This is a genomic window from Actinomadura sp. 21ATH, assembly GCF_041951345.1.
In the GTDB taxonomy this organism is placed as follows: Bacteria; Actinomycetota; Actinomycetes; order Streptosporangiales; family Streptosporangiaceae; genus Spirillospora.
In genome coordinates this window covers 1,084,417-1,107,354 of record NZ_JBGNUR010000002.1, presented here as the reverse complement: position 1 = coordinate 1,107,354, position 22,938 = coordinate 1,084,417, and the positions used below count along the sequence as shown (strand labels likewise).

The 22,938-nt window shown below is 75.1% G+C and carries 20 protein-coding genes; 11 read left to right on the top strand and 9 right to left on the bottom strand.

What is annotated here, in order from left to right; translation table 11 throughout:
* Positions 1-5: 5 nt before the first annotated feature.
* The 4 genes from ACA361_RS11450 to ACA361_RS11435 form a co-directional block, all read right to left on the bottom strand.
* Positions 6-1,676, bottom strand: coding sequence for a glycoside hydrolase family 13 protein (locus tag ACA361_RS11450; RefSeq protein WP_375011834.1), 1,671 nt, complete (start codon positions 1,674-1,676; stop codon positions 6-8).
* Positions 1,677-1,770: 94 nt separating this feature from the next.
* Positions 1,771-2,607, bottom strand: a complete 837-nt coding sequence (locus ACA361_RS11445; protein WP_375011833.1) for a carbohydrate ABC transporter permease — start codon at positions 2,605-2,607, stop codon at positions 1,771-1,773.
* A complete protein-coding gene (locus ACA361_RS11440; protein WP_375011832.1) occupies positions 2,604-3,644 on the bottom strand; it encodes a carbohydrate ABC transporter permease in 1,041 nt (346 codons plus the stop codon). Before ACA361_RS11440 ends, ACA361_RS11445 begins: the two co-directional genes overlap by 4 nt.
* Positions 3,645-3,693: 49 nt before the next feature.
* The gene (locus ACA361_RS11435; RefSeq protein WP_375011831.1) at positions 3,694-5,010 is read right to left on the bottom strand and encodes an ABC transporter substrate-binding protein; all 1,317 of its coding nucleotides are present in this window, start codon (positions 5,008-5,010) and stop codon (positions 3,694-3,696) included.
* A gap of 280 nt (positions 5,011-5,290) precedes the next feature.
* On the opposite strand from ACA361_RS11435, the gene pulA reads away from it, so the two are divergent.
* The 3 genes from pulA to ribA all read left to right on the top strand — a co-directional run bounded on the left by pulA (position 5,291) and on the right by ribA (position 10,450).
* A complete protein-coding gene (gene pulA, locus ACA361_RS11430) occupies positions 5,291-8,002 on the top strand; it encodes a pullulanase-type alpha-1,6-glucosidase (RefSeq protein ID WP_375011830.1) in 2,712 nt (903 codons plus the stop codon).
* A gap of 41 nt (positions 8,003-8,043) precedes the next feature.
* A complete protein-coding gene (locus ACA361_RS11425; RefSeq protein WP_375011829.1) occupies positions 8,044-9,639 on the top strand; it encodes an alpha-amylase family protein in 1,596 nt (531 codons plus the stop codon).
* Positions 9,640-9,724: 85 nt separating this feature from the next.
* A complete protein-coding gene (gene ribA, locus ACA361_RS11420; protein WP_375011828.1) occupies positions 9,725-10,450 on the top strand; it encodes a GTP cyclohydrolase II in 726 nt (241 codons plus the stop codon).
* Positions 10,451-10,517: 67 nt separating this feature from the next.
* On the opposite strand, the gene ACA361_RS11415 is transcribed toward ribA, so the two are convergent.
* A complete protein-coding gene (locus ACA361_RS11415; RefSeq protein ID WP_375011827.1) occupies positions 10,518-11,303 on the bottom strand; it encodes a CDP-alcohol phosphatidyltransferase family protein in 786 nt (261 codons plus the stop codon).
* Positions 11,304-11,402: 99 nt separating this feature from the next.
* Here ACA361_RS11415 and ACA361_RS11410 point away from each other — a divergent pair, with 99 nt between their 5' ends.
* From ACA361_RS11410 to ACA361_RS11390, 5 genes are read left to right on the top strand one after another with little or no spacing between them, the layout of a single operon-like run.
* Entirely contained in the window at positions 11,403-12,413 is a 1,011-nt protein-coding gene (locus ACA361_RS11410; protein WP_375011826.1) for a zinc-binding alcohol dehydrogenase, read from the top strand.
* The gene (locus ACA361_RS11405; RefSeq protein ID WP_375011825.1) at positions 12,391-12,789 is read left to right on the top strand and encodes a 6-pyruvoyl tetrahydropterin synthase family protein; all 399 of its coding nucleotides are present in this window, start codon (positions 12,391-12,393) and stop codon (positions 12,787-12,789) included. Before ACA361_RS11410 ends, ACA361_RS11405 begins: the two co-directional genes overlap by 23 nt.
* Positions 12,786-13,856, top strand: coding sequence for a glycosyltransferase family 4 protein (locus ACA361_RS11400; RefSeq protein ID WP_375011824.1), 1,071 nt, complete (start codon positions 12,786-12,788; stop codon positions 13,854-13,856). Before ACA361_RS11405 ends, ACA361_RS11400 begins: the two co-directional genes overlap by 4 nt.
* Positions 13,853-14,647, top strand: a complete 795-nt coding sequence (locus ACA361_RS11395) for a methyltransferase domain-containing protein (RefSeq protein ID WP_375011823.1) — start codon at positions 13,853-13,855, stop codon at positions 14,645-14,647. The genes ACA361_RS11400 and ACA361_RS11395 overlap by 4 nt, the downstream gene beginning before the upstream one ends.
* Positions 14,644-15,636 carry a lysylphosphatidylglycerol synthase transmembrane domain-containing protein gene (locus tag ACA361_RS11390; protein ID WP_375011822.1) on the top strand — a complete coding sequence of 331 codons (993 nt, stop codon included), beginning with the start codon at positions 14,644-14,646 and terminating at the stop codon, positions 15,634-15,636. The genes ACA361_RS11395 and ACA361_RS11390 overlap by 4 nt, the downstream gene beginning before the upstream one ends.
* On the opposite strand, the gene ACA361_RS11385 is transcribed toward ACA361_RS11390, so the two are convergent.
* The 4 genes from ACA361_RS11385 to ACA361_RS11370 all read right to left on the bottom strand — a co-directional run bounded on the left by ACA361_RS11385 (position 15,550) and on the right by ACA361_RS11370 (position 19,324).
* Positions 15,550-16,263, bottom strand: coding sequence for a creatininase family protein (locus tag ACA361_RS11385; protein ID WP_375011821.1), 714 nt, complete (start codon positions 16,261-16,263; stop codon positions 15,550-15,552). The two genes, ACA361_RS11390 and ACA361_RS11385, sit on opposite strands and share 87 nt — an antisense overlap.
* 39 nt (positions 16,264-16,302) lie before the next feature.
* Positions 16,303-17,235, bottom strand: a complete 933-nt coding sequence (locus tag ACA361_RS11380; protein ID WP_375011820.1) for a J domain-containing protein — start codon at positions 17,233-17,235, stop codon at positions 16,303-16,305.
* A gap of 2 nt (positions 17,236-17,237) precedes the next feature.
* A complete protein-coding gene (locus ACA361_RS11375) occupies positions 17,238-17,969 on the bottom strand; it encodes a hypothetical protein (protein ID WP_375011819.1) in 732 nt (243 codons plus the stop codon).
* A gap of 239 nt (positions 17,970-18,208) precedes the next feature.
* Entirely contained in the window at positions 18,209-19,324 is a 1,116-nt protein-coding gene (locus ACA361_RS11370; RefSeq protein WP_375011818.1) for an ROK family protein, read from the bottom strand.
* 106 nt (positions 19,325-19,430) lie between these two features.
* Between ACA361_RS11370 and edd the strand changes: the two genes are divergently transcribed.
* The 3 genes from edd (at position 19,431) to eda (ending at position 22,930) form a co-directional block, all read left to right on the top strand.
* Positions 19,431-21,227: a phosphogluconate dehydratase gene (edd, locus tag ACA361_RS11365; protein WP_375011817.1), complete on the top strand. Its 1,797-nt coding sequence runs from the start codon at positions 19,431-19,433 to the stop codon at positions 21,225-21,227.
* 117 nt (positions 21,228-21,344) lie between these two features.
* Positions 21,345-22,304, top strand: coding sequence for a glucokinase (locus ACA361_RS11360; protein WP_375011816.1), 960 nt, complete (start codon positions 21,345-21,347; stop codon positions 22,302-22,304).
* Positions 22,301-22,930: a bifunctional 4-hydroxy-2-oxoglutarate aldolase/2-dehydro-3-deoxy-phosphogluconate aldolase gene (eda, locus tag ACA361_RS11355; RefSeq protein WP_375011815.1), complete on the top strand. Its 630-nt coding sequence runs from the start codon at positions 22,301-22,303 to the stop codon at positions 22,928-22,930. The genes ACA361_RS11360 and eda overlap by 4 nt, the downstream gene beginning before the upstream one ends.
* Positions 22,931-22,938 lie beyond the last annotated feature (8 nt).

Below are 22,938 nucleotides of genomic sequence, written 5' to 3'. Positions count from 1 at the left end.
ACAATCTATCGGTCCTTGCCAGGCTCGCCGCCGGTCGTGACATCGCACCATACGGCGGTGTCCGGGGGGAGGACGATGCAGTCGCCGTCGGGACGGATCGGGCCGCTGGCGAGCAGCGGCCGGCCGTATGCCGGGATCCGCGCCGTGCGGTCGCCGAGGTTCACCGCGCAGGTGAGCCGGGCGCCGGCCGCGGCGGCGCCGGAGCCGGGCGCGGCCTCGCGCGAGAAGACCAGCGTGCCGGGCGGGCCGACGAGCCAGCGGAGCGTTCCGTCGCCGAGCGCGGGGTGCTCGCGCCGCAGCCGCAGCGCGGCACGGTACAGCGACAGCATCGAGTCCGGGTCGGCGGACTGGCGCTCGACCGTCAGGTCCGCCCAGTGCGGCGGGATCGGCAGCCAGCTCGCCTCGCCGGGGCCGAAGCCGAACGGCGGCGCGTCGCCCGACCAGGGGAGCGGCACGCGGCACCCGTCGCGGCCGGACTCGGGGTCGCGGGCGCGCTGCGGGTCCTGGAGGAACTCCTCGGGCAGGTCCAGCACCTCCGACAGGCCCAGCTCCTCGCCCTGGTAGATGTAGGCCGAGCCGGGCAGCGCCAGCATCAGCAGCGCGGCCGCGCGGCCCCGGCGCAGCCCGACCTCGCCGCCGCCGTACCGGGTGACGTGCCGCTTGACGTCGTGGTTGGACAGCACCCAGGTGGTGGGCGCGCCGACCTGGCCCGCGGTGCGGAGCGACTCGTCGATGACGTCGCGCTTCTCGCGCGGGTCCCAGCCGACGGTCAGGTAGTGGAAGTTGAACGCCTGGTGCAGCTCGTCCGGGCGCACGTACAGCGAGAGCCGCTCGGCGTTCGGCGCCCACGCCTCGGCGACCGCGATGCGCTCGCCGCCGTAGGAGTCGAGCAGCCGCCGCCAGGAACGGTGGATCGCGTGGACGCCGTCCTGGTCGAAGTACGGCAGCACGGTGCGGCCCAGCATCGTGACCTGGTCGCCGAAGCCCGCGTCGGGCAGCCCCGCGGCCTTGACCATGCCGTGCGCGACGTCGACGCGGAAGCCGTCCACGCCCAGGTCGAGCCAGAACCTCAGGACGTCCTCGAACTCGGCGTGGACCTCCGGGTTCTCCCAGTTCAGGTCGGGCTGCTCGGGCGCGAACAGGTGCAGGTACCACTGGCCGTCGGGGACCCGCGTCCAGGCGGGGCCGCCGAAGACCGACTCCCAGTCGTTGGGCGGCCGCGAGCCGTCCTCGCCGCGGCCCTCGCGGAAGATGTAGCGGGCCCGCGCGGCGCCGCCCGGTTCGGCGGCCAGGGCCTCCTGGAACCAGGCGTGCCGGTCGGAGGTGTGGTTCGGGACGACGTCCACGATGATCCGCAGCCCGCGGTCGTGCGCGTCGCGGATCAGCGCGCGGGCGTCGTCCAGGTCACCGAAGATCGGGTCGACGTCGCGGTAGTCGGCCACGTCGTATCCGAAGTCGGCCATGGGGGAGGTGTAGAACGGTGTCAGCCAGAGCGCGTCCACGCCCAGCTCGGCGAGGTGGGGAAGCCGTTCGCGGACGCCCGCGAGGTCGCCGATCCCGTCTCCGTTCGAGTCGGCGAAGCTGCGGACGTACACCTGGTAGATGACCGCGTCACGCCACCACCCGGCGACGGTGGCCTGGGGGGCGGGGGTGACGTCGATGGTGTGCTGCGTCATGGTGTCCTTGTCGGGTTGCCTTGACGTGTGTTCGTTCGGAGCGCGTGCGGGGGCGCTGATGTCTCCGCCCCCCAGTCTGCGTCGGGAGCGGCCGTTACTTGACTCCCCCCGCGGTGAGACCCGCCACGATCCGGCGCTGGAAGATCAGCACCACCACGACCAGCGGCACGGTGACGATCACGCCGGCCGCCATCTGGGTGCCGAACGGCTGGTCGAAACCGGACACGCCGGTGAACTTGGAGATCGCGACCGTGGCGGTCTGCATCTCCTTCTTGTTGACCACCGAGAGCGCGATGATGAACTCGTTCCACGCGGCGATGAACGTCAGGATCGCCGTCGTGAACACCCCGGGCGCCGCCAGCGGCACCACGACCTTGCGGAACGCCTGGCCGCGGGTGCAGCCGTCCACCATCGCGGCCTGCTCCAGCTCGAACGGCAGCTGCCGGAAGAAGGCGGTCAGCAGCCACACCGTCAGCGGCAGCGCGAAGCCGAGGCTGGGCAGGATCATCGCCTGGTAGGTGTTGATCCACCCGATGTCCGTGAACAGTTCCAGCAACGGGATGAGCTGCGAGATTCCCGGGAACATGGTGGTGCCGATGATGATCCCGAGCACCGCGTTCTTGAACGGGAACGTCAGCCGCGCCAGCGCGTACGCGGTGAACACCCCGACGACCAGCGTCAGCACGGTGGTGATCCCGGCGACCACGAAGCTGTTGACCAGTGCCCGGCCGAAGCCGTTGCCGCCGCCGAACACGGCGGCGAAGTTCTCCAGCGACCAGCGCACCGGGACGATCGAGTTGTCGAACTGGTCCTGCGGGCGCCGGAACGCCGACACGATCATCCAGTAGAAGGGGGCCAGGCAGTAGAGCACCACGGCGGCGATGCCCACGTACGGCAGGACCTTGCGGGCCCCGGCGGCGACGGCGCTCATGCGCGCACCCTCCTCTTCCTCGGGGCGGTCCTGCCGCGGCCCGCCTTCACCGTCTCGCGGGCCTCGCCGATGATGTCGGCGCCGAGCAGCCTGACGAACAGGTACGAGATCACCGCGATGTAGGCGAACAGGACGGTGGCGTACGCGGCGGCCGAGCCGTAGCGCAGGTTGTTCGCCTCGAACCAGGAGATCATCGTCAGCGTCTCGACCGACTTCTTGTTGACGCCGATCAGCACGGCCGGCAGGTCGAACATGCGCAGCACGTCCAGCATCCGGAACAGCACGGCGACCAGCAGCGCGGGCTTGACCAGCGGCAGCGTGACGCGGAAGAACTGCTGGACCGCGCCGGCGCCGTCCACCTTGGCGGCCTCGTACACCTCGCGCGGGATGAGCTGGAGCCCGGCCAGCACCAGCAGCCCGATGAACGGCGAGGTCTTCCACACCTCGGCGATCACGACCGCGAGCTTGGACTCGAAGCCGTCGGCGGTCCAGAGCACCTGGTGCCGGATGACCGCGTTGAACGCGCCGTCCGCCTGGAAGATCCACCGCCACAGCAGCCCGGAGATCGCGGTGGGGATCGCCCATGGCACCAGCACGCCGGCCCGGACGATGCCGCGGCCGCGGAACGCCCAGTGCATGATCAGCGCCATGGCGACGCCGATGACCGTCTCCAGCGTCACGGTGGTGACGGTGAAGAACGTGGTGTTGCCGAAGGCGTTCCAGAAAGCGCCGGCGCCGTCCCCGGCGAAGATCGCGGTGTAGTTGTCCAGCCCGGCGAACCGCTCGCCCTCGATCACGAAGCCGTCGGCGTCCAGGCCCTGCCCCTTGGTGAACAGCGACTCGCGGAAGCCCGCGATCACCGGGTAGCCGACGACGAGCGCCAGCACCAGCAGGGTGGGGGACAGCAGGAGCGCGGCCAGCCGCCGCGACCCCGACACGTCCTTCCCGGGCTTCCCGCCGCGCCCCTTCTTCGCCGGTGCGCCGGGCTCCGCGCCCGCCGCCCGCCTCTCGTCGAACGTGGTGGCCATCTGCCTCATCTCTCTCGAACGTCGCCGTCCCGCCACGGCGGCGGGCGGTGTCCGGTTCCTACGGCGTCGTGGTCAGCGCGCCGAGCTTGCCCTGGAGGTCGCTCAGGGCCTGGTCGGTGGGGGTCCTGCCGCCGAGCGTGTCGTACACCGCGCCCTGGACGGCCGCGGTGACGTCGCCGTACTTGACGGCCGCCGGGCGCGACTTCGCGTTCTCGATCGCCGCCTTGAGCGTCGGCATGAACGGGTACTTCTTCACGATCTCGGGGTCGGTGTAGAGCGCGGCGACGGTCGGCGCCTGCGAGGTGGCGAGCAGGTTGGCCTTCTGCTGCGCGCCGTCGGCCATGTACTTGATGAAGTCGAGCGCGGTCGCCTTGTTCTTCGCGAACGCGGAGATCGCGTAGTTGTGGCCGCCGAGGTTGGCGGCGCCGGGGCCGTTCGGGCCGGGGATCGGCGCGACGTGGAACCTCCCGGCCACCTTGGACGAGCCGTCCTTCTTGTTCGCCAGCTCGTACTGGTACGGCCACTGCCGGTGGAACAGCAGCTTCCCGGCCTGGAAGTGGCGGCGGCCGCCCTCGCCGTCCAGCGTCAGCGCGGCCTTGGGCATCCGGCCGTCCTTGACGGCCCGCGCGAGGAAGTCCACGCCGGTCTTGGCCTGCGGGGTGTTCACGGTCGGCTTGCCGTCGGCGCCCACGATGGTGCCGCCCGCACTGTTGATCGCCTCGGCGGTGGACACGGTGAGGCCCTCGGTCTTGCCGACCTCGGTCAGGTAGCAGTCCACGCCCTTGCCCTCGGGCAGCGCCTTCACCTTGTCGCAGGCCGCCCACATCTCCTGCCAGGTCTTCGGCGGCTCCTTGATCCCCGCCTTCGCCAGCAGGTCGGACCGGTAGTAGAGGAGGCCGGAGTCGGAGGTCAGCGGCACCGCGTACAGCTTGCCGCGGTACTCGCCGGTGGTGACGGTCGCGGGCAGCAGGACGCTCGTGTCGACCGCGTTCGGGCCGGCCTTGGGCAGTTCCACGAGCCAGCGGTTGGCGGCGAACTCGGCGGTCCAGACGACGTCGAGGTTCAGGATCGTGTACGCGTCCGACTTGGTCGTGGCGTTCTGGATCATCTGCTGCCGCTGGTCGTTCGGCTCGTCCGGCAGCTCGACGACCCGGGCCTGCTCGTTCGGGTGCGCCTTGTTCCAGGCGTCGATCATCTTCTGCATGTTGCCGGACCGGTCCTTGCCGGTCGCCAGCGTGATCGGCCCGCGCCCGGTGAGCTCCGAGCCCGCCGCGGCGTCGCCGCCCGGCGAACCGCCGCCGTCGCCGCCGCACGCGGCCAGTGAGAGCGCGAGCGCCAGGCCGGTCAGCGCGCCGGCCAGGGGTGTGCGCCGCATGTTCGTCCCTCCTCGGGGAGTGGGGACCGTGTTCGGCCCCCGGTCTCGTCCTCGTGGGCCGGGACGCTAGCCGGGGTTTGCAAGGTCGTAAATCCCTTGCAGAAACTTTCTGCATGATCGTGCCCGATCTGTTACCGGCGGCACTATGATGGGTGATGTGGGGCGGAAGGGATGGAATGTCGGCCGTCGAGGCGGCGTCTTAGCTGCAATTTCTTGCTGGAGTATTGCAAGGCTTGCGGGTTCTTTGTAACTTCCCGGCAACACGGGAGGTCCGCACGCCATGGACAGACCTGCTCTCGCCCGGCTCGCCGCCACGCTGGCGGCGGCCGCCGCGCTCCTCCTCGCTCCCGCCGCCGCCCTCGCGGGAACGAAGGACGGCATGGACACCGACCTGGCCCGCTCGCGGGCGCACTGGATCGACCGCGCGACGCTGGCGTGGAACGTCCCGCCGGCCGGCGGCCACCGGTACGAGCTGGTCACCGCGCCGGGCGGCGACCTGCGCGTCGAGGACGGCGACCTGGCGGGGGAGCGGCGCGTCCTGCGGCTGTCGCCGGTGGACGGCGGCCTCGCGGCGGGGCAGCGGGCGAAGTGGCCGCACCTGGCGGCGTACGCCGCGTACCGGGTCGATCCGCGCGACGCCGGGCTCGCCGGCGAGGCGCTGCGCGGGCGGCTCGCCGCGGTCGAGCGGGACGCGGGCGGGCGCCTGGTCAGGGCCACCGGCGTGCAGGTCCCGGGCGTGCTCGACGACGTGTACGCGAGCGCCGCCACCCGGGCGGGCCTGGGGCCGGTGTGGCGGGACGGCGCGCCGGAGCTGTCGGTCTGGGCGCCGACCGCGCGCGACGTCGCGCTGGACCTGGACGGCCGCGTCCTGCCGATGCGCCGCGACGACGCCTCGGGCGTCTGGACGATCCGCGGCGCGCCGGCGTGGAAGGACCTGCCGTACGCGTACCGCGTGACGGTGTACGCGCCCGCCGCCGGCCGCGTGGTGACCAACGTGGTGACCGATCCCTACAGCCTGGGGCTCACCGCCGATTCGGAGCGGAGCCTGCTCGTCGATCTGGACGACCCGGGGCTGGCGCCGGCGCGGTGGACGTCCTTGCGCAAGCCCCGTCCCCGGACGCGGCCGTCGATCTACGAGCTGCACGTCCGGGACTTCTCGGCCTCCGACCGGAGCGTTCCGGAGGAGCTGCGGGGCACGTACGGCGCGTTCGGCCTGGAGTGGTCGGACGGGATGCGCGCGCTGCGCGGGCTGGCTCGGGACGGTATGTCCCACGTGCACCTGCTGCCCGCGTCCGACTTCGGGTCCGCGCCCGAACGGCGGAGCGACCAGCGGGAACCCGGCTGCGACCTGGCGTCCCTTCCCGCCGACTCCGAGAGGCAGCAGGAGTGCGTGGCCGCCGTGCGCGGGTCGGACGCGTTCAACTGGGGCTACGACCCGCTGCACTACACCGTGCCCGAGGGGTCGTACGCCTCCGATCCCGGCGGCACCGCCCGGATCCGGGAGTTCCGCGGGATGGTCGCCGGGCTCAACCGGGCCGGGCTGCGGGTCGTGATGGACGTCGTCTACAACCACACGTTCGCGGCCGGGCAGGACCCGCGGTCCGTCCTCGACCGGATCGTCCCGGGCTACTACCACCGGCTCCTGGAGGACGGCGCCGTGGCCACCTCCACGTGCTGCCCCAACACCGCGCCCGAGCACGCGATGATGGACCGGCTCGTCGTCGACTCGGTCGTGACCTGGGCGCGCCGGTACAAGGTCGACGGGTTCCGGTTCGACCTGATGGGCCACCACCCGAAGGCGAACATCCTGCGGGTCCGCGCGGCGCTCGACCGGCTCACGCCCGGGCGCGACGGCGTGGACGGCCGCGCGATCGTCCTGTACGGGGAGGGCTGGGACTTCGGCGAGGTGGCCGGGCACGCCCGCTTCGAGCAGGCCACCCAGGCGGCGATGGCGGGGACCGGGATCGCGACGTTCAACGACCGGCTGCGCGACGCGGTGCGCGGCGGCGGGCCGTTCGACGCCGACCCGCGCGTCCAGGGCTTCGGGTCCGGGCTGTGGACCGCGCCCAACGGCTCCCCGGCCAACGGCACGCCGGACGAGCAGCGCGCCCGCCTGCTGCGCGCCGCCGACCGGATCAAGGTGGGGCTCGCGGGCAACCTGAAGGGCTACCGCTTCACCGCGTCGGACGGCCGTGCGGTGACCGGCGCCGACATCGACTACAACGGCGCCCCAACCGGCTACACGGCCGCGCCCGGCGAGGCCGTCACGTACGTGGACGCGCACGACAACGAGACGCTGTACGACGCCCTCGCCTACAAGCTCCCCCCGGACACCCCCATGGCGGACCGCGTCCGCATGCACGCGCTGTCGCTGTCGGTCGTGCTGCTGTCGCAGGGGACGCCGTTCCTGCACGCGGGAACGGAACGGCTCCGCTCCAAGTCGCTGGACCGCAACTCCTACGACTCCGGCGACTGGTTCAACCGGCTGCACTGGGACTGCCGCCTCGGCAACGGCTTCGGCGCCGGGCTCCCGCCCGCCTGGGACAACCGCGACAGGTGGCCGTACGCGCGCCCGCTGCTCGCCTCCCCGGGCCTGCGGCCCTCCTGCGCCGACATCGGCGCCGCCCGCGACCGGGCGGGCGAGCTGATGCGCATCCGGGCGTCGTCCCCGCTCTTCGCGTTGCCGACCGCGGCGGAGGTCCAGCGGCGGCTGTCGTTCCCGCTGAGCGGCGAGGGCGAGACGCCGGGCGTCATCACGTACCACCTGGACGGGCGCGGCCTCGACCCCCGCTGGACGTCCGTGACCGTCGTCCTCAACGCCCAACCGCGGCCGCGGAGCCAGGCGCTCCCCGCTCTCAAGGGCGCCGGCGTGCGGCTCCACCCCGTTCAGGCGGGCTCGCCGGACCCGGCCGTCCGGGGAGCGTCGTTCGACCGCGCCACCGGGACGTTCACCGTCCCGGGACGCACCGCCGCCGTCTTCGTCCAGGACTGATGCCCGCTGCTGCCCGCTACCCCCCCGCCAGGAGGCACAGGATGAGGAAACGCCGTATCGCCGCCGCTTCGGTGGCCGCGCTCACCACCGCGGGCCTGGGACAGGCCGCGCTCCCGCCCGCCCAGGCCGCGCCGTCCGGCGCGAGGACGGTGATGGTCCAGCTCTTCCAGTGGAAGTGGGCCGACGTGGCGAAGGAGTGCGAGACCGTGCTCGGGCCCAAGGGCTTCGGCGCCGTCCAGGTCTCGCCGCCGCAGGAGCACGTCGTGCTCCCGGACGCGGGCCAGGGCGGCTACCCGTGGTGGCAGGACTACCAGCCGGTCGGCTACCCGGGACCGGACTTCGCCACGCTCACCACCCGCCGCGGCGACGTCACCGCCTTCCGCGACATGATCGCCCGCTGCCACGCGTCCGGCGTGAAGATCTACGCCGACGCCGTCGTCAACCACGCGACCGGGCAGGCGTCGGGCGGGCGCGGCAGCGCCGGGACGGCGTTCTCCGGCAAGTACGACTACCCGGGCACGTTCTCCGGCGCCGACTTCCACGGCTGCCGCCGCGACATCGCGAACTACGGCGACCGCTGGGAGGTGCAGAACTGCGAGCTGGCCGGCCTGGCCGACCTGAGGACGGAGGACGCCGGATACGTCCGCCCCCGCATCGGCCGCTACCTGAAGGACCTGGCCTCGCTCGGCGTGGACGGCTTCCGGATCGACGCCGCCAAGCACATGCCGGCCGCCGACATCGCCGCGATCCTGGACGAGATGCGCAAGCAGATCGCGGACGACCCCGCCTTCCCCGCGACCGGGACCCGCGACCCGTACGTCTACCAGGAGGTCCTGTACGGCGCGGGCGAGCCGGTCAAGCCCGCCGAGTACCGGGCGAACGGCGACCTCAAGGAGATCCAGGCGATGAACTTCGTCTCGATGAAGTTCTGGAGCGCCGCCGACCCCGGCAACCGGCTCCACCAGCTGCACGCGTTCCCGAACGGGTGGGGCGAGGACATGGAGCCGAGCGGCAGGGCGATCGTGATGGTCGACAACCACGACGCCCAGCGGGACGCGCTCACCGGGCGGCGGATCCTCACGTACAAGAACGGCGCCGCGTACCGGCTGGCCAACGTGTTCCTGCTGGGGTGGGACTACGGGACGCCGCTGGTGATGTCGAGCTTCGCGTTCACCCAGCGCGACACCAGCCCGCCCGCCCACGGCGGCGGTACCACCAAGGACGTCGCCTGCAACGGGACGGAGTGGGTGTGCGAGCACCGCTATCCCGAGGTGGCCGGCATGGTCGGCTTCCGCAACGCGGTCGGCGGCGCCCCCGTCGACAAGGCCGATGACGCGCCCGAGCAGGACTGGTACACCGACCACTCCGAGGGCGGCCCCGGAAACAAGATCGCTTTCAGCCGGGGCGACCGCGGCTACGTCGTCATCAACCGGGACGAGTCGAGCGGCTGGCACCGCACGTACCGGACGCGGCTGCCCGCCGGGACGTACTGCGACGTCATCCGCGGCGGGTACGACCCGGCCGCCCGGACCTGCGCCCCGTCCCGCACGGTCACGGTCGGGGCCGACGGGACGTTCACGGCCGACGTCCCCGCCATGACGGCGCTCGCCCTGCACGTCGGAGCCAGGGTCGGGTAGCCCTCGCCGGGGCCGCTGATCGCGATTATCTCTCCCGATACGGAACCGAACGGGCGAACCTCTACGTACCAGGGGTGACGAACCGATGGTGACGAGGGGGAAGATGCGCGACCACGGCCTTGGCAACGGAATCGGCAACGGCGACGGAATCGGCGACGGGATCGGGATCGGGATCGGTGAGGAGGACATCGCGGAGGCCGACCTGGTGACGCGGCGCGGCACGTTCAGGGCCGTCGCGTTCCGGGACCCGGTGGACGGGCACGAGCACATGGCGCTCGTGCGCGGGCGGATCCGCGGGCGGGAGGACGTGCTCGTCCGGGTCCACTCGGAGTGCATGACCGGGGACATCTTCGGCGCGACGCGCTGCGAGTGCGGCGACCAGCTCGGCGCGGCCCTGGACGCCGTCGTCCGCGAGGGCGGCGGCGTCCTGGTCTACCTGCGCGGCCACGAGGGGCGCGGGATCGGGCTGGTCGCGAAGGTCCGGACCCACGTCCTCCAGGACGAGCAGGGCCTGGACACGGTCGACTCGGCGACGGCCCTCGGGCTGCCGGTCGACGTCCGCGACTACGGGCCGGCCGCCCGGGTGCTGGAGCACCTGGGCGTCCGCTCGGTCCGGCTGCTGTCCAACAACCCCGACAAGGTGCACGCGCTCCAGGCGGCCGGGATCAAGGTGGCCTCGCGGGTGCCGCTGCTCGTCCCGGCCAGCGACGACAACATCCGGTACCTGACCGCCAAGCGCGACCGGCTCGGGCACGACCTGCCCCAGCTCGGCGCGCTGCCGGCCGCCGGCTGCGGCGAGGCGAGCGGATGAGCCCCGCGGCCCCGCCGCCGCGCCGCGCCCGGCCGGAACGCGGTCCGGCCGGAGCGCGGCGCCGCCGTCAGCCGGCGGCCGCCCCGGTCCCGGCCGCGTCCCGGCCGGCGTTGCGGCGGAGCCAGGCGACGTCCCGGCCGAACGACCACGCCAGCAGCGCCAGCGCGGCCGCGGCGGTGAGCGCGGCGCCGGCGGGCGGGAGCGTTCCGGCCGCGACCAGCAGCACGCCCTGGAGCGCGGCGACGACCTTGCGGGCGGCACGCGGCGGGAGCCCGGCGCGCAGCCAGGGCAGGGCCCAGGACGCCGCGACGAACGCGTACCGCATCGCGCCGATCGCCAGCACCCAGAGCCCGGCGGACGCGGCGACGTGGACGCTCAGCACCAGGATCAGGAACGCGTCGACCTCCATGTCGAAGCGCGCCCCGAACCTGGACACCGTCCCGGTGCGGCGCGCGACCTTGCCGTCCACGCCGTCCAGCAGCAGCGCGGCGGCGGCGATCGCGGTGAGCAGTTCCGGGCCGGGACCCGCTGCCGGCCCGCTCGCCAGCAGGGCGTCCACCACCAGCGCCGTCACGCCGCCGGCGAGCACGGCGCGGGCGAGGGTGACGCGGTCGGCGGGACCCAGCGTGGCGCGGCCGGCGCGGCGCGCGGCGCCCGCGAGGATGGCCCCCAGCGCGAGCGCGTGCAGGGCGCCGGCGGCCCAGGCCGTGGCGCCGAGCCCCGCGCCCGCCCAGAGCGCGCCCAGCAGCGCGAGCTGGGCGCCCGCCGCGGCGGCCGCCTCCAGGCCCGCGGTCGCGTACGGCCGGGCCGGCCGCGCCGGTCGGGCCGGCCGGGCGGGGGGCAGCGTGATCATCGGGCTCCGGGTACCCGTCGTGTGCGTCATGCGATGCCGTACGGGGCGGGGACCGCGGAACGTTCAGCAGGGCCGGGAAGGACGGGGTGATCGGGAAAAGTGGAGCGCAGGGCACGGGCGTTCTGGGTGCGTTCGCCGGGAGCAGGGGAGATCCGGTCGGTGCGGCTGCCGGAGCCGGGACCGGACGACGTCCTGGTGCGGACCCTGTACTCCGGCGTCAGCCGCGGCACCGAGGCGCTGGTGTTCCGCGGCGGCGTCCCGGCCGGCCAGTACGACCTCATGCGGGCCCCCTTCCAGGACGGCTCGTTCCCCGGGCCGGTCAAGTACGGCTACCTCAACGTGGGCGTCGTCGAGCACGGCCCCGCGGACCTGCGCGGCCGCCCCGTGTTCTGCCTGTACCCCCATCAGACCCGGTACGTCGTCCCGGCGCACGCCGTGACACCCGTACCGGACGGCGTGCCGCCGGAGCGCGCCGTCCTGGCGGGCACCGTCGAGACCGCCGTGAACGCCCTGTGGGACGCGGCGCCGCTGGTCGGCGACCGGATCGCCGTCGTCGGCGGCGGCATGGTCGGCTGCTGCGTCGCGGGCGTGCTCGCCGGGCTGCCGGGCGCCCGCGTCGAGCTGGTCGACGTGGACCCGGGCCGCGCGGCCGTCGCCGAGGCGCTCGGCGTCGGCTTCGCCACCCCGGAGCGGGCGGCCGGGGACTGCGACCTGGTGGTGCACGCCAGCGCCACCGCCGCCGGCCTCGCCCGGTCCCTCGAACTGCTCGCCCGCGAAGGCGAGGTCATCGAGCTGAGCTGGTACGGGGACCGCCCGGTCAGCGTCCCGCTCGGCGAGTCGTTCCACTCCCGGCGGCTGTCGATCCGCGGCAGCCAGGTGGGGGCGGTCGCGCCGTCCAGGAGGGGGCGGCGCGGCTTCGCCGACCGGCTGGAGCTGGCGCTCCGGCTGCTCGCGAACCCCGCCTTCGACGTCCTGATCACCGGGGAGAGCCCCTTCGAGGAGCTCCCCCGGGTCCTGCCCCCGCTGGCGTCCGGGGACCTGCCCGCCCTCTGCCACCGCGTCGTCTACGAGTACGAGGAGGACGTCCTTGTTCAGCGTCACCGTTCGTGACCACCTGATGGTCGCGCACAGCCTGCGCGGCGAGGTCTTCGGACCGGCCCAGCGCCTGCACGGCGCCACGTTCCTGGTGGACGCCACGTTCCGCCGGGCCGAGCTGGACGCCGACGGCATCGTGGTCGACATCGGGCTGGCCACCGGCGTGCTGGGCGCGGTGCTGGGCGCGTTCAACTACCGCAACCTCGACGACGAGCCCGCGTTCGCCGGGGTCAACACCTCGACCGAGTTCCTGGCCAAGGAGATCGCCGATCGGCTCGCCGAGCGCGTCCGGGCGGGCGACCTCGGCGAGGGCGCGCGCGGCCTCGCCGGGATCACCGTGACGCTGCACGAGTCGCACGTCGCCTGGGCGAGTTACGAGCTGGCCCTGTGAACCCCGCGCCGGGAAGCGCCGTGTACGTGGTCATGCCGGGCGACGTCGACCGGGTGGCCGTGCCGAGCGGCGGCAACGTCTACGACCGGCGGGTGTGCGAGGAACTGGCGCGGCGCCGCCCCGTCCACGAGATCGCGATCCACGGCGACTGGCCGCGCCCGGACGCCGCGTCCCGCGAGCGGCTGGGGCGCGCCCTGGCCGGGCTGCCCGACACGGCCGGCGTGCTGCTGGACGGGCTCGTCGCCTGCGGCGTCCCGGACGTCGTCGGCCCGCACGCCGGCCGGCTGCGCCTCACGGTCCTCGTCCACCTGCCGCTGGCCGACGAGGGCGCCGGCGCCGCCGGCCTGGACGCGCCCGAACGCGCCACCCTGCACGCGGCCGGGGCCGTCGTGGCCACCAGCGCGTGGGCCGCCCGCAGGCTGGTCGACCACCACGGGCTCGACGCGGCCCGCGTCCACGTCGCCGCGCCCGGCACCGACCCCGCCGGGGCGGCGCCGCCCGGCGACGGCACGCGGCTGCTGTGCGTGGCGTCGGTGACGCCGCGCAAGGGCCACGACGTGCTCGTCCAGGCGCTCGGCGAGCTGGCGGACCTGCCGTGGACGTGCGAGTGCGTCGGGCCGCTGCGCCGCGACCTCGCGCACGTGGCGCAGGTCCGCAAGCTCGTCGAGCGGCACGGCCTGGACGACCGGATCTCGCTCGCCGGGCCCCGCCGCGGCGCCCGGCTGGACGCCGCGTACGCGGGCGCCGACCTGCTGGTGCTGCCGTCGCGCGCCGAGACGTACGGGATGGTCGTGACCGAGGCCCTCGCCCGCGGGATCCCCGTCCTCGCGGCCGACGCCGGCGGCGTGTCCGAGGCGCTGGGGCGGGCGCCCGGCGGCCGCGTGCCGGGACTGCTCGTACCGCCGGGGGACGTCGCCGCCCTCGCCGCCGCGCTGCGCCGCTGGCTCACCGGCCCCGGCCTGCGGCGCGAGCTGCGCGCGGCCGCCCTCGGCCGCCGCGGCACGCTGCGGAGCTGGGACGAGACCGCCCGCGACCTCGCCGCCGTCCTGGACCGGGAGGCCCCGTGAGCACCCCCGGGACCTTCTCCCCGGACTGGCTGGCGCTGCGCGAGCCCGCCGACGCCGCCGCCCGCGCCGTGGACCTGCTCGGCCCGCTGCGCGCCCGCCTCGCCGCGCGGGCGGCCGGGCCGCTCGTCGTCCGCGACCTGGGCTGCGGGACCGGCTCGATGCACCGGTGGCTGGCGGGCTGGCTGCCCGGCCCGCAGCGCTGGATCCTGCACGACCGCGATCCCGGGCTGCTCGAACGCGCCGCCGCGAGCGCCGGCGCCGGCGCCGAGACGCGGGAGGGCGACATCGCGTCCCTCACCGCCGCCGACCTGGCCGGCACCTCGCTCGTCACCGCGTCCGCGCTGCTCGACCTGCTGACCGGCGCCGAGCTGGACCGCCTCGCCGCCGCGATCACCGGCGCGGGCAGCCCGGCGCTGCTGGCGCTCACGGTGGTCGGGCGGGTCGAGCTGAGCCCGCCGGACCCGTTCGACGCCGGGTTCGCCGCCGCGTTCAACGCCCACCAGCGGCGCGGGTCCAGGCTCGGGCCCGCCGCCGCGGACGCCGCCGCCCGCGCGTTCGAGCGCCGCGGCGCGGCCGTATGGAGCAGCCCGAGCCCGTGGCGGCTCGGCCCCGAGCGGGCGGCGCTCACCGCGGAGTGGCTGCGCGGCTGGGTCGGCGCGGCGGCCGAGCAGTCGCCGGACCTGCCCGCCGCGACGTACCTGCGGCGGCGCCTCGACGCGTGCGCCGCGGGGGAACTGCACGCCGTCGTCCACCACCGCGACCTGCTCGTCCTTCCGGAGGCGACCTCATGACCCGGTCGCTGTGGCCCTGGCTGCGGACGCTCGCCGCCGTCGCCGTGCTCGCCGGGCTGGTGTGGTGGCACAGCACCGCCGCGTTCGTGGCCGCCGCGCGCGCCGTCACCGCGGAGTCGGTCGCCGTCGCGCTCGCGATCGGCCTGTTCACGACGTTCTGCAACGCCCGGCGCTGGTGCCTGGTGGCGCACCGCCTCGGCCTGCGCCTCCCCGTGGGCGCCGCCGTCGGCGATTACTACCAGGCGTCCTTCCTGAACGCCGTGCTGCCCGCCGGAGTGCTCGGCGACGTGCACCGCGCGGTCAGCCACGGCCGGGACTCCGGGGACGTCGGCCGCGGCGTCCGCGCGGTCGTCCTGGAACGGGCCGCCGGCCAGGTGGTGATCGTCGCCGCCGGGCTGCTGGTGCTGCTCACCCGGCCCGTCCTGCTGCCCGCCCTGGGCGCCGTGGCGGCCGCCGTGCTGGTCCTCGCCGCCGTCCTCGCGGCCGCCGGGTGGGCGTTCCGCCGCCGGCTCCGCGCGCTCGCGGCCGACCTGCGGCTCGTCCGGGACGCCTGGCCCGGCCTGGCGCTGATGTCGGCGGCGGCGCTGGCGGGCTACGTCGCGCTGTTCCTGGTCGCCGCGCGCGTGGCGGGCGCGCACGCCCCCGTCGCGGACCTGGTGCCGCTCGCCGTCCTCGCGCTGCTGGTGATGGGCCTGCCGGTGAACGTCGGCGGCTGGGGGCCCCGCGAGGCCGCCACGGCGCTGGCGTTCGGTGCCGTCGGGCTGGGCGCCGCGCAGGGCCTCACCGTCGCCGTCGTGTACGGGCTCCTCACGCTGGTCGCCGGCCTGCCCGGCGCCGCCGTGCTGCTGCTGCGCCTGCGCCTGCGCCGCCGGGCCGCCCGGCCGCGGCCGGCGCCGGTGCGGCTACGGATCGAGCAGCCGCAGATGCGCGCCGAACGACTCCACCAGGGAGGCGAGAAGGTCCCGGCCCTTGCCGGCCGAGGCCAGTGACGGCCGCCCGACGACGCCCGAGCCGGTGTACGGCTCCAGCCCCAGCGTGAGCAGGTGCCGCCGGTCGCCGGAGTCGTGGTCGCCCGCCTCGTACCCCGGCCGCACCAGGCTCGGGTGCGCGTGCAGCAGGATGGAGGTCTCCAGCTCGCCGGCGTGCATGTCGTCCAGGGCGGGGCTGCGCAGTCCGGCCGCCGCCCGCGCCGCCTCCCAGTCCGGCTCGGCGGGGAACAGCGCCATGTCCCCGCCCGCCTCCTGGACGACGTTGCCGAGCACGTAGTTGCCGCCGTGCCCGTTGACCAGCACCAGCTTCTCGATCCCGGACCGGCGCAGCGACTCGGCCACGTCCCGCACGACCGCGTACAGCGTCGCCGCCGAGACGCTGACCGTCCCCGGCCAGGCGGCGTGCTCGTGCGAGCACGAGATCGTCACCGGCGGCAGCGCCAGCACCGGATGGGCGGCGGCGATCTCCCGCGCGATCGTGCACGCGATGACGGTGTCGGTCGCCAGCGGGAGGAACGGCCCGTGCTGCTCGAAGCTCCCGACCGGCAGCACCGCCACGGCGGCGTCCCGGTCCAGCTCGTCGTCGGTGGTCGTCATCGGCAGGAGGTATGCGGACATGTCTGGCATGGCACCGAGCATGGCGCATCACCGGCCGCACCGCCCGGATCACTTCCGGCGCTTGAGCGTCCCGGACGTCTCGACCTTGCCCGACCTGCCGCGGTAGCTGATCCGGACCTTGCCGTCGGCGGGCTTCTCGAGCCGGATGTCACCGACGTCGCACGCCGTGCCGCCGGCCGGGAACCTCGTGTCGAGCGTGAGGACGCCGGACTCGTACGAGACGGGCACGGTGGTGCCGACGCACTCGCCGTTCCGGTAGTCGACCTTGCCGGGGCCGGTCCCGCCGCGCAGCGTCACCGCGACCTGCCAGGTCGACTCGTCCCCGTCCCGGTCCTTCACCTTGCCCTTCCAGGTGCCGGCGAACCGCTCGGGAACGGGGACGGGGGCGAGAGCGTCCGGCTCGGACACCGACTGGAACCCCACCCAGAACACCAGTACGGATCCCGCCATCCACAGCAGGCCGCACCCGAACGCGATCGTCCTGCCCGGAATGAGCGTGCGCGGCCGCCGCGCGGCTGCACGGGGCGGCGGCTGAGGCGGCGGAGGCGGCGGGCCGGGGTCGGGCGGTGGCGGCGGGGGCGCGTACGGCGGCGGGTGCGGTGGCCGGTGCGGCGGGGGCGAACCCGGGACGGCGCTCTCCCACGGATCCGGGCTGTGCGGCGTGCCCGGTTCGGCCGCCTCCCAGGGGTCGTCGACGACGCCGGCGGCGGAGGCGGGCGCGTGGTCCGGTACGGGGTCCGGGGGCCGGAGGAAGGCGTCGTACTCGTCGCGGCGGCGGCTGAGGACGTCGCGCGCGGCGTTCAGGAGGCGGGTGCGCCGCTCCGCCGCCGCCTTGGCCGCGGGGTCCAGGACGCGATCCGGGTGGTGCCTCAGGATCAGCTCGCGGTGGGCGCGCCGGACCTCGTCCGGCGAGGCGTCCGGCCGCACGCCGAGGATCTCGTACGCGTCGTGGCCATCGAGTTCGGTGAACCCCGCCGGCACCGCTACTTCCCGATGCGCCGCTGCACCGAGGCCCGGTAGCAGGTCAGCGACCAGTGGGCCGTCGCGTCCGTGTGCCCCACCGGGACGTCCTTGGTCCCGACGGCCACCGTCACGTCCTTGGCGCCGGCCAGGAACAGGATGAACGCGCTGAGGCGGTGCTCGGCCCCCTCGTACCACCAGTCATGGCACAGCAGCCTCCGGCCCTGCGTGAACGGCGTCTGGAGCAGCTCCTGCGCCCGCGGCGGCAGGTTGCCGAGCACGCCCTTCGCCGCGGGGCTCAGCCCGATGTCCGGCCCGGCCGCTCCCGCCGTGCCGGCGGGCGCGAACGGGGCGGGCCCGGGCGGGGGCCGGTGGTCGATCGCGACGTGCCGCAGCGATCCGGGATCGAGGACGAAGGCGGAGATCGCGTACACGGGGCGGTGCGCGGTGTCGATCCGCGGCTCGGCGATGGCGAGGCCGCGGTCGCCGAACACGACCCCGTACGGCCGCCCGTCCGCCGCCGACGCGTCCGCGGCGGCGAACCAGTCGATGACGCCGCCCGCCAGCTCGTGCAGCCGCTGCCGCGTCCGGGGGCCGATCGCCTCCCAGTACTCCTGCCGCGGCCGCCCGCCGAACCGCATCGCCTCGGCCCGGTGGAGGGGGGCGGCCGCGCCGCCCGGCCGGGCGAGGTTCCCGGCGGGCCGTGGTTCCGGGGCGTGCGTGCCGCCCGGGACGAGGGGGAACGACGGGTCCACGCGCGGGCCTCCTGAGCGGGTTCCGACTTCTGGTTGATCAGCTTAGTGTGGCGCCATTGTGCCTTTCGAGGGGAATCGCCCGTTCAGGCAACCGGTCCTCGACCGGCAGCGTGGTCGCGCCCGCCGGCCGACCTCCCGCATGATCGGCTCAAGGAACTCCTGGGGCGGGGCCGGGCCGGCGGGCCGGTGGACGGCGAGATCCTCGGTCACGTCCGCCGGAGGGCGCCGTGAGGTACGGGTCAGGCCGTCCCGGCCGCCGGCGCGCGGGAGAGGGCCGCGTCGACCGCCTCGGGGGCGAGGACGTGGTCCAGGACGAGCGCCGCGCATCCGGCCAGGCCGGCCGCGTCGCCGAGCCGGCTCGGCTCGATCCGCAGCCCGCGGGTGGCCAGGGCGGTGCCGCGCCGGTAGACGACCTCCCGCACGCCCGCCACCAGCGGCTCGTACGCGGCGGTGAGGTCGCCGCCGAGCAGCACGACCGCCGGGTTGAGCAGGTTGACGGCCGCGGCGATCACCTCGCCGATGCGGCGGCCGGCCTCCCGGAAGAGGGCGACGGTCGCCGGGTCGCCCGCCCGGGCCAGCGCGGTCAGCTCGGCGAGGTCGGCGGCGGGGGAGCGGGCCAGCAGCGCGGCGCCGCCGGCGACCGCCTCGACGCAGTCGCGGTTCCCGCAGCGGCAGGTGACGCCGCCGCCGGCGGAGACGGGGATGTGGGCGATCTCGCCGGCGGCGCCCAGCGCGCCGCGGCGGATCCCGCCGCCCATGATCAGGCCGGCGCCGATGCCGGTGGAGAGCTTGACGAACAGCAGGTCGCCGACCTCCCGGCGGAACCGGGACTCGTACTCGCCGAGGGCGGCGATGTTGACGTCGTTCTCCAGGAACGCCGGTACGCCGAACCGCGCGGCGATCGGCGGCCCGACCGGCACGCCGTCCCACTCCTCGCGGCCGGCCTCGACGGGGTCGGGGACGCCGATGCCGGCGCCCCGGACGGGCGGCCGGCCGAGCCCGTCGAGCAGGGCGTCCCAGCCGTCGAGCAGCGCGTCGAGCCCGGGGGTGACGTGGTCCTGCGCGAGGACGGTCCCGGCGAGGTCGCAGACGGCGGCCTGGCCGCGGGACCGGCCGAGGTTGGCGACGAGGATCGCGCCGCCGGCGGCGTTGAACGACAGCCGCGCGGGCGGCCGGCCGCCGGTGGACGGGCCGTCGAGGCGCTCGGTCACCAGGCCGTGCGCCGCCAGCTCCGACACCCGCAGCGCCACGGCGGGCCGGGACAGCCCGGTGACCCGGCCCAGCTCGGCCCGGGTGCTGGCGCCCTCGCGGATCAGCTTGAGCACGTCACCGCTCGATGAGGGCCGTCTGGTCATCCGGCCAGTGAAGCATGGCAGCCGAAGTGCCACAAGATACGGGACTTATGTAATTATTCATGCTTAAGTAGTGCGCAGTTGTTACCTGAAGAGTGGAGGAGCGTCCATGGCCGGGTCCCCCCATCCCGTGGTCGCGCGGGTCACCGAGCGGGTCGCCGAGCGCGGCGCCGCCCGCCGCGCCGCGTACCTGCGCAGGATCGCGGAGGCCGCGTCGGCCGGGCCCGCGCGCACCGCGCTGGGCTGCGCCAACCTCGCGCACGGCTTCGCCGCCTGCGGCCCCGCCGAGAAGCTCCAGCTCAGGGGCGCCACGGCGAAGAACATCGCGATCGTGTCGGCGTACAACGACATGCTCTCCGCGCACCAGCCGCTCAAGGACTACCCGGACCTCCTCAAGGCCGCGATCCGCGCGGCGGGCGGCACCGCCCAGTTCGCCGGCGGCGTGCCCGCCATGTGCGACGGCATCACGCAGGGCCGCGCGGGCATGGAGCTGTCGCTGTTCAGCCGGGACGTCGTCGCCATGTCGACGGCCATCGCCCTGTCCCACGACATGTTCGACGGCGCGCTGATGCTCGGCGTCTGCGACAAGATCGTTCCCGGGCTGGTGATCGGCGCGCTCTCCTTCGGCCACCTGCCGACCCTCCTGGTCCCCGCCGGGCCGATGCCCTCCGGCCTGCCGAACGACGAGAAGGCCAGGGTCCGCAAGCGGTACGCCGCGGGCGAGATCGGCCGCGACGAGCTGCTGGCCGCCGAGTCCGCCTCGTACCACTCGCCCGGCACCTGCACGTTCTACGGGACGGCCAACTCCAACCAGATGCTGATGGAGGTCATGGGCCTCCACCTGCCGGGCGCCAGCTTCGTCCCGCCGGGCACCGAGCTGCGCACCGCGCTCACCGAGGAGGCCGCCCGGCGCGTCCTCACCCTGACCACCCCGGTCGGCGAGGTGCTCGACGAGCGCGCCTTCGTGAACGGCGTCGTCGCGCTGCTCGCCACCGGCGGCTCCACCAACCACACCCTCCACCTGGTCGCGATGGCGGCCGCCGCCGGCATCGAGCTGACCTGGGACGACTTCGACGAGCTCTCCTCGGTCACGCCGCTGCTGACCCGGCTCTACCCCAACGGCTCCGCCGACGTGAACCACTTCCACGCCGCGGGCGGCACCGCGTTCCTCATCGGCGAGCTGCTGGACGCCGGGCTCCTGCACGAGGACGCCCGCACCGCCACCGGCGGCACGCTCGCCGCGTACCGCGAGACCCCCGTGCTCAGCGAGGCGGGGCTCACCTGGCGGCCCGCGCCCGCCGAGTCGGGCGACACCGCCGTCCTGCGGCCCGTCCGGGACCCGTTCGAGGCCCAGGGCGGCCTGCACACCGTGCACGGGAACCTGGGCCGCGCCGTGGTCAAGGTGTCGGCCGTCCGGGAGGAGCACCGCACGATCGAGGCCCCGGCCCGCGTCTTCGACTCCCAGCACGAGCTGCAGGAGGCGTTCGCCGCCGGCGAGCTGGACGGCGACCTCGTCGCCGTGGTCCGCTTCCAGGGCCCGCAGGCCAACGGCATGCCCGAGCTGCACAAGCTCACCCCGCCGCTGTCGGTCCTCCAGGACCGCGGCCACCGCGTCGCGCTGGTCACCGACGGCCGGATGTCCGGCGCCTCCGGCGCGGTGCCCGCCGCCATCCACGCCTCGCCCGAGGCCGCCGCCGGCGGCCCGCTGGCCCGGGTCCGGGACGGCGACCCGATCCGGCTCGACGCGGGCAAGGGCGTCCTGGAGATCCTCGTCCCGGACGAGGAGTTCGCCGCCCGCGTCCCCGCCCCCGCGCCGCCCGCCGAGCCGGGCACCGGCCGCGAGCTGTTCGCGGCGTTCCGCGGCGCCGTGGGACCCGCCGAGCGGGGCGCCGGTGTCTTCTCCTGATCCGGCCGGTCCGGCCGCGTCCGGCTGGACTCTTCCCGGCGTGCGGGCCAACGTGGCGGGGAGTGATTCCATGAACGCCGGCGTGCGGCCGGCCGGGCCCTGTGAGGGGGTTTCGCGGTGAGTCTTCCCTGGCTGGTCGCCGATGTGGGCGGCACCAACGCCCGGTTCGCCCTGATCGAGGGGCCGGGTGAGGGGCCCGAGCACGTGCGCGCGCTGCCCACCCGCGACCACGCGGACCTGGGCGAGGCCGCCGCGGCCTACCTGGACGAGGCCGGCGTGCGGCCGGGCGCGGCCTGCCTCGCGGTCGCCGGACCCGTCTCCGCCCGGACGTACCACCTCACGAACGCGGGCTGGGCGCCCGGAACGGCCGAGGCGGTGCGCGAGCGGCTCGGGGTGCCCCGGCTGGAGATCCTGAACGACTTCGAGGCGCTGGCCCTGTCGCTGCCGCGCCTGGGCCCCGGCGACCTGTGCCCGGTCGGCGGGGACGCCCTGCCCGCGGCGGACGGGACGGCGCCGCTGGCGGTGCTGGGCCCCGGCACCGGCCTGGGCGTGGGCGGGCTCGTCCCCGCCGCCGGGGACTGGCTGCCGCTGGCCGCCGAGGGCGGGCACGCCGACCTGCCGGCCGGCACCGACCGCGAGACCGAGCTGCTCCGGCTCCTGCACGCCGGCGGCGGCCGCAGCGCCGAGCACCTCCTGTCGGGGGACGGCCTCGTGCGCCTGCGCGGGCTGCTCGCCGACCTGACCGGCGTCCGGGCGGAACCGCTGACGGCCGCCGAGATCTGCCGCATGGCCGACCCGCTGTCGGCCGAGACGGTGCGGGCGTTCTGCGGGTTCCTGGGGGCGTTCGCCGGGAACGTGGCGCTCACGCTGGGCGCGCGCGGCGGCGTCTTCCTCGGCGGCGGCATCCTCCCGCGCATCACCGACGCGCTGCGGAGCAGCGACTTCCGCCGCCGCTTCGAGGACAAGCCCCCGGTCGAGGACTACCTGCGGGCCATCCCCACCGCCCTGATCGTCCACCCGTACCCGGCGCTGACCGGCGCCGCCGCCCGACTCGAACAGAACATGAGGCACGCATGAAAGCCGACGAGCTCCTGGACCTCGCCCCCGTCGTCCCGGTCGTGGTCCTGGACGACCCGGACGCCGCCGTACCGCTGGCGCGGGCGCTGGTGGCCGGGGGCCTGCCGGTCATCGAGGTCACGCTCCGCACCGCGACCGCGCTGGAGTCCATCGAGCGGATCGCGTCCGAAGTGCCGGACGCCGTCGTCGGCGCGGGCACGGTCGTGCACCCCGAGGACGCCCGCCGCTCCGCCGCCGCCGGGGCGCGGTTCCTGGTCAGCCCGGGATGCACCCCCGGCCTCCTCGACGCCATGACCGCGTCCGGGGTCCCGTTCCTGCCCGGCGTCTCCAGCGCCTCCGAGGCCATGGCCCTGCTGGAGCACGGCGTCACCGCGATGAAGTTCTTCCCGGCGGGCCCGGCCGGCGGCCCCGACCACCTGAAGGCGCTCGGCGGCCCGCTGCCGCGGATCCGCTTCTGCCCCACCGGCGGCGTCACCCAGGACAACGCCCCCCGCTACCTGGCCCTGCCGAACGTCGCGTGCGTGGGCGGCACCTGGCTCACCCCGTCCGACGCCGTACGGGACGGCGACTGGCCCCGGATCGAGGCCCTCGCCGCGAAGGCCGCCGCCCTGCGCGGCGCCCCCTGACGTCCGTG

Excerpts from the sequence above, each read along its gene's own strand:
- ACA361_RS11450 (WP_375011834.1), bottom strand. The coding sequence starts at position 1,676 with ATGACGCAGCACACCATCGACGTCACCCCCGCCCCCCAGGCCACCGTC.
- ACA361_RS11445 (WP_375011833.1), bottom strand. The coding sequence starts at position 2,607 with ATGAGCGCCGTCGCCGCCGGGGCCCGCAAGGTCCTGCCGTACGTGGGC.
- ACA361_RS11440 (WP_375011832.1), bottom strand. The coding sequence starts at position 3,644 with ATGAGGCAGATGGCCACCACGTTCGACGAGAGGCGGGCGGCGGGCGCG.
- ACA361_RS11435 (WP_375011831.1), bottom strand. The coding sequence starts at position 5,010 with ATGCGGCGCACACCCCTGGCCGGCGCGCTGACCGGCCTGGCGCTCGCG.
- pulA (WP_375011830.1), top strand. The coding sequence starts at position 5,291 with ATGGACAGACCTGCTCTCGCCCGGCTCGCCGCCACGCTGGCGGCGGCC.
- ACA361_RS11425 (WP_375011829.1), top strand. The coding sequence starts at position 8,044 with ATGAGGAAACGCCGTATCGCCGCCGCTTCGGTGGCCGCGCTCACCACC.
- ribA (WP_375011828.1), top strand. The coding sequence starts at position 9,725 with ATGGTGACGAGGGGGAAGATGCGCGACCACGGCCTTGGCAACGGAATC.
- ACA361_RS11415 (WP_375011827.1), bottom strand. The coding sequence starts at position 11,303 with ATGATCACGCTGCCCCCCGCCCGGCCGGCCCGACCGGCGCGGCCGGCC.
- ACA361_RS11390 (WP_375011822.1), top strand. The coding sequence starts at position 14,644 with ATGACCCGGTCGCTGTGGCCCTGGCTGCGGACGCTCGCCGCCGTCGCC.
- ACA361_RS11385 (WP_375011821.1), bottom strand. The coding sequence starts at position 16,263 with ATGCCAGACATGTCCGCATACCTCCTGCCGATGACGACCACCGACGAC.
- ACA361_RS11370 (WP_375011818.1), bottom strand. The coding sequence starts at position 19,324 with ATGACCAGACGGCCCTCATCGAGCGGTGACGTGCTCAAGCTGATCCGC.
- edd (WP_375011817.1), top strand. The coding sequence starts at position 19,431 with ATGGCCGGGTCCCCCCATCCCGTGGTCGCGCGGGTCACCGAGCGGGTC.
- eda (WP_375011815.1), top strand. The coding sequence starts at position 22,301 with ATGAAAGCCGACGAGCTCCTGGACCTCGCCCCCGTCGTCCCGGTCGTG.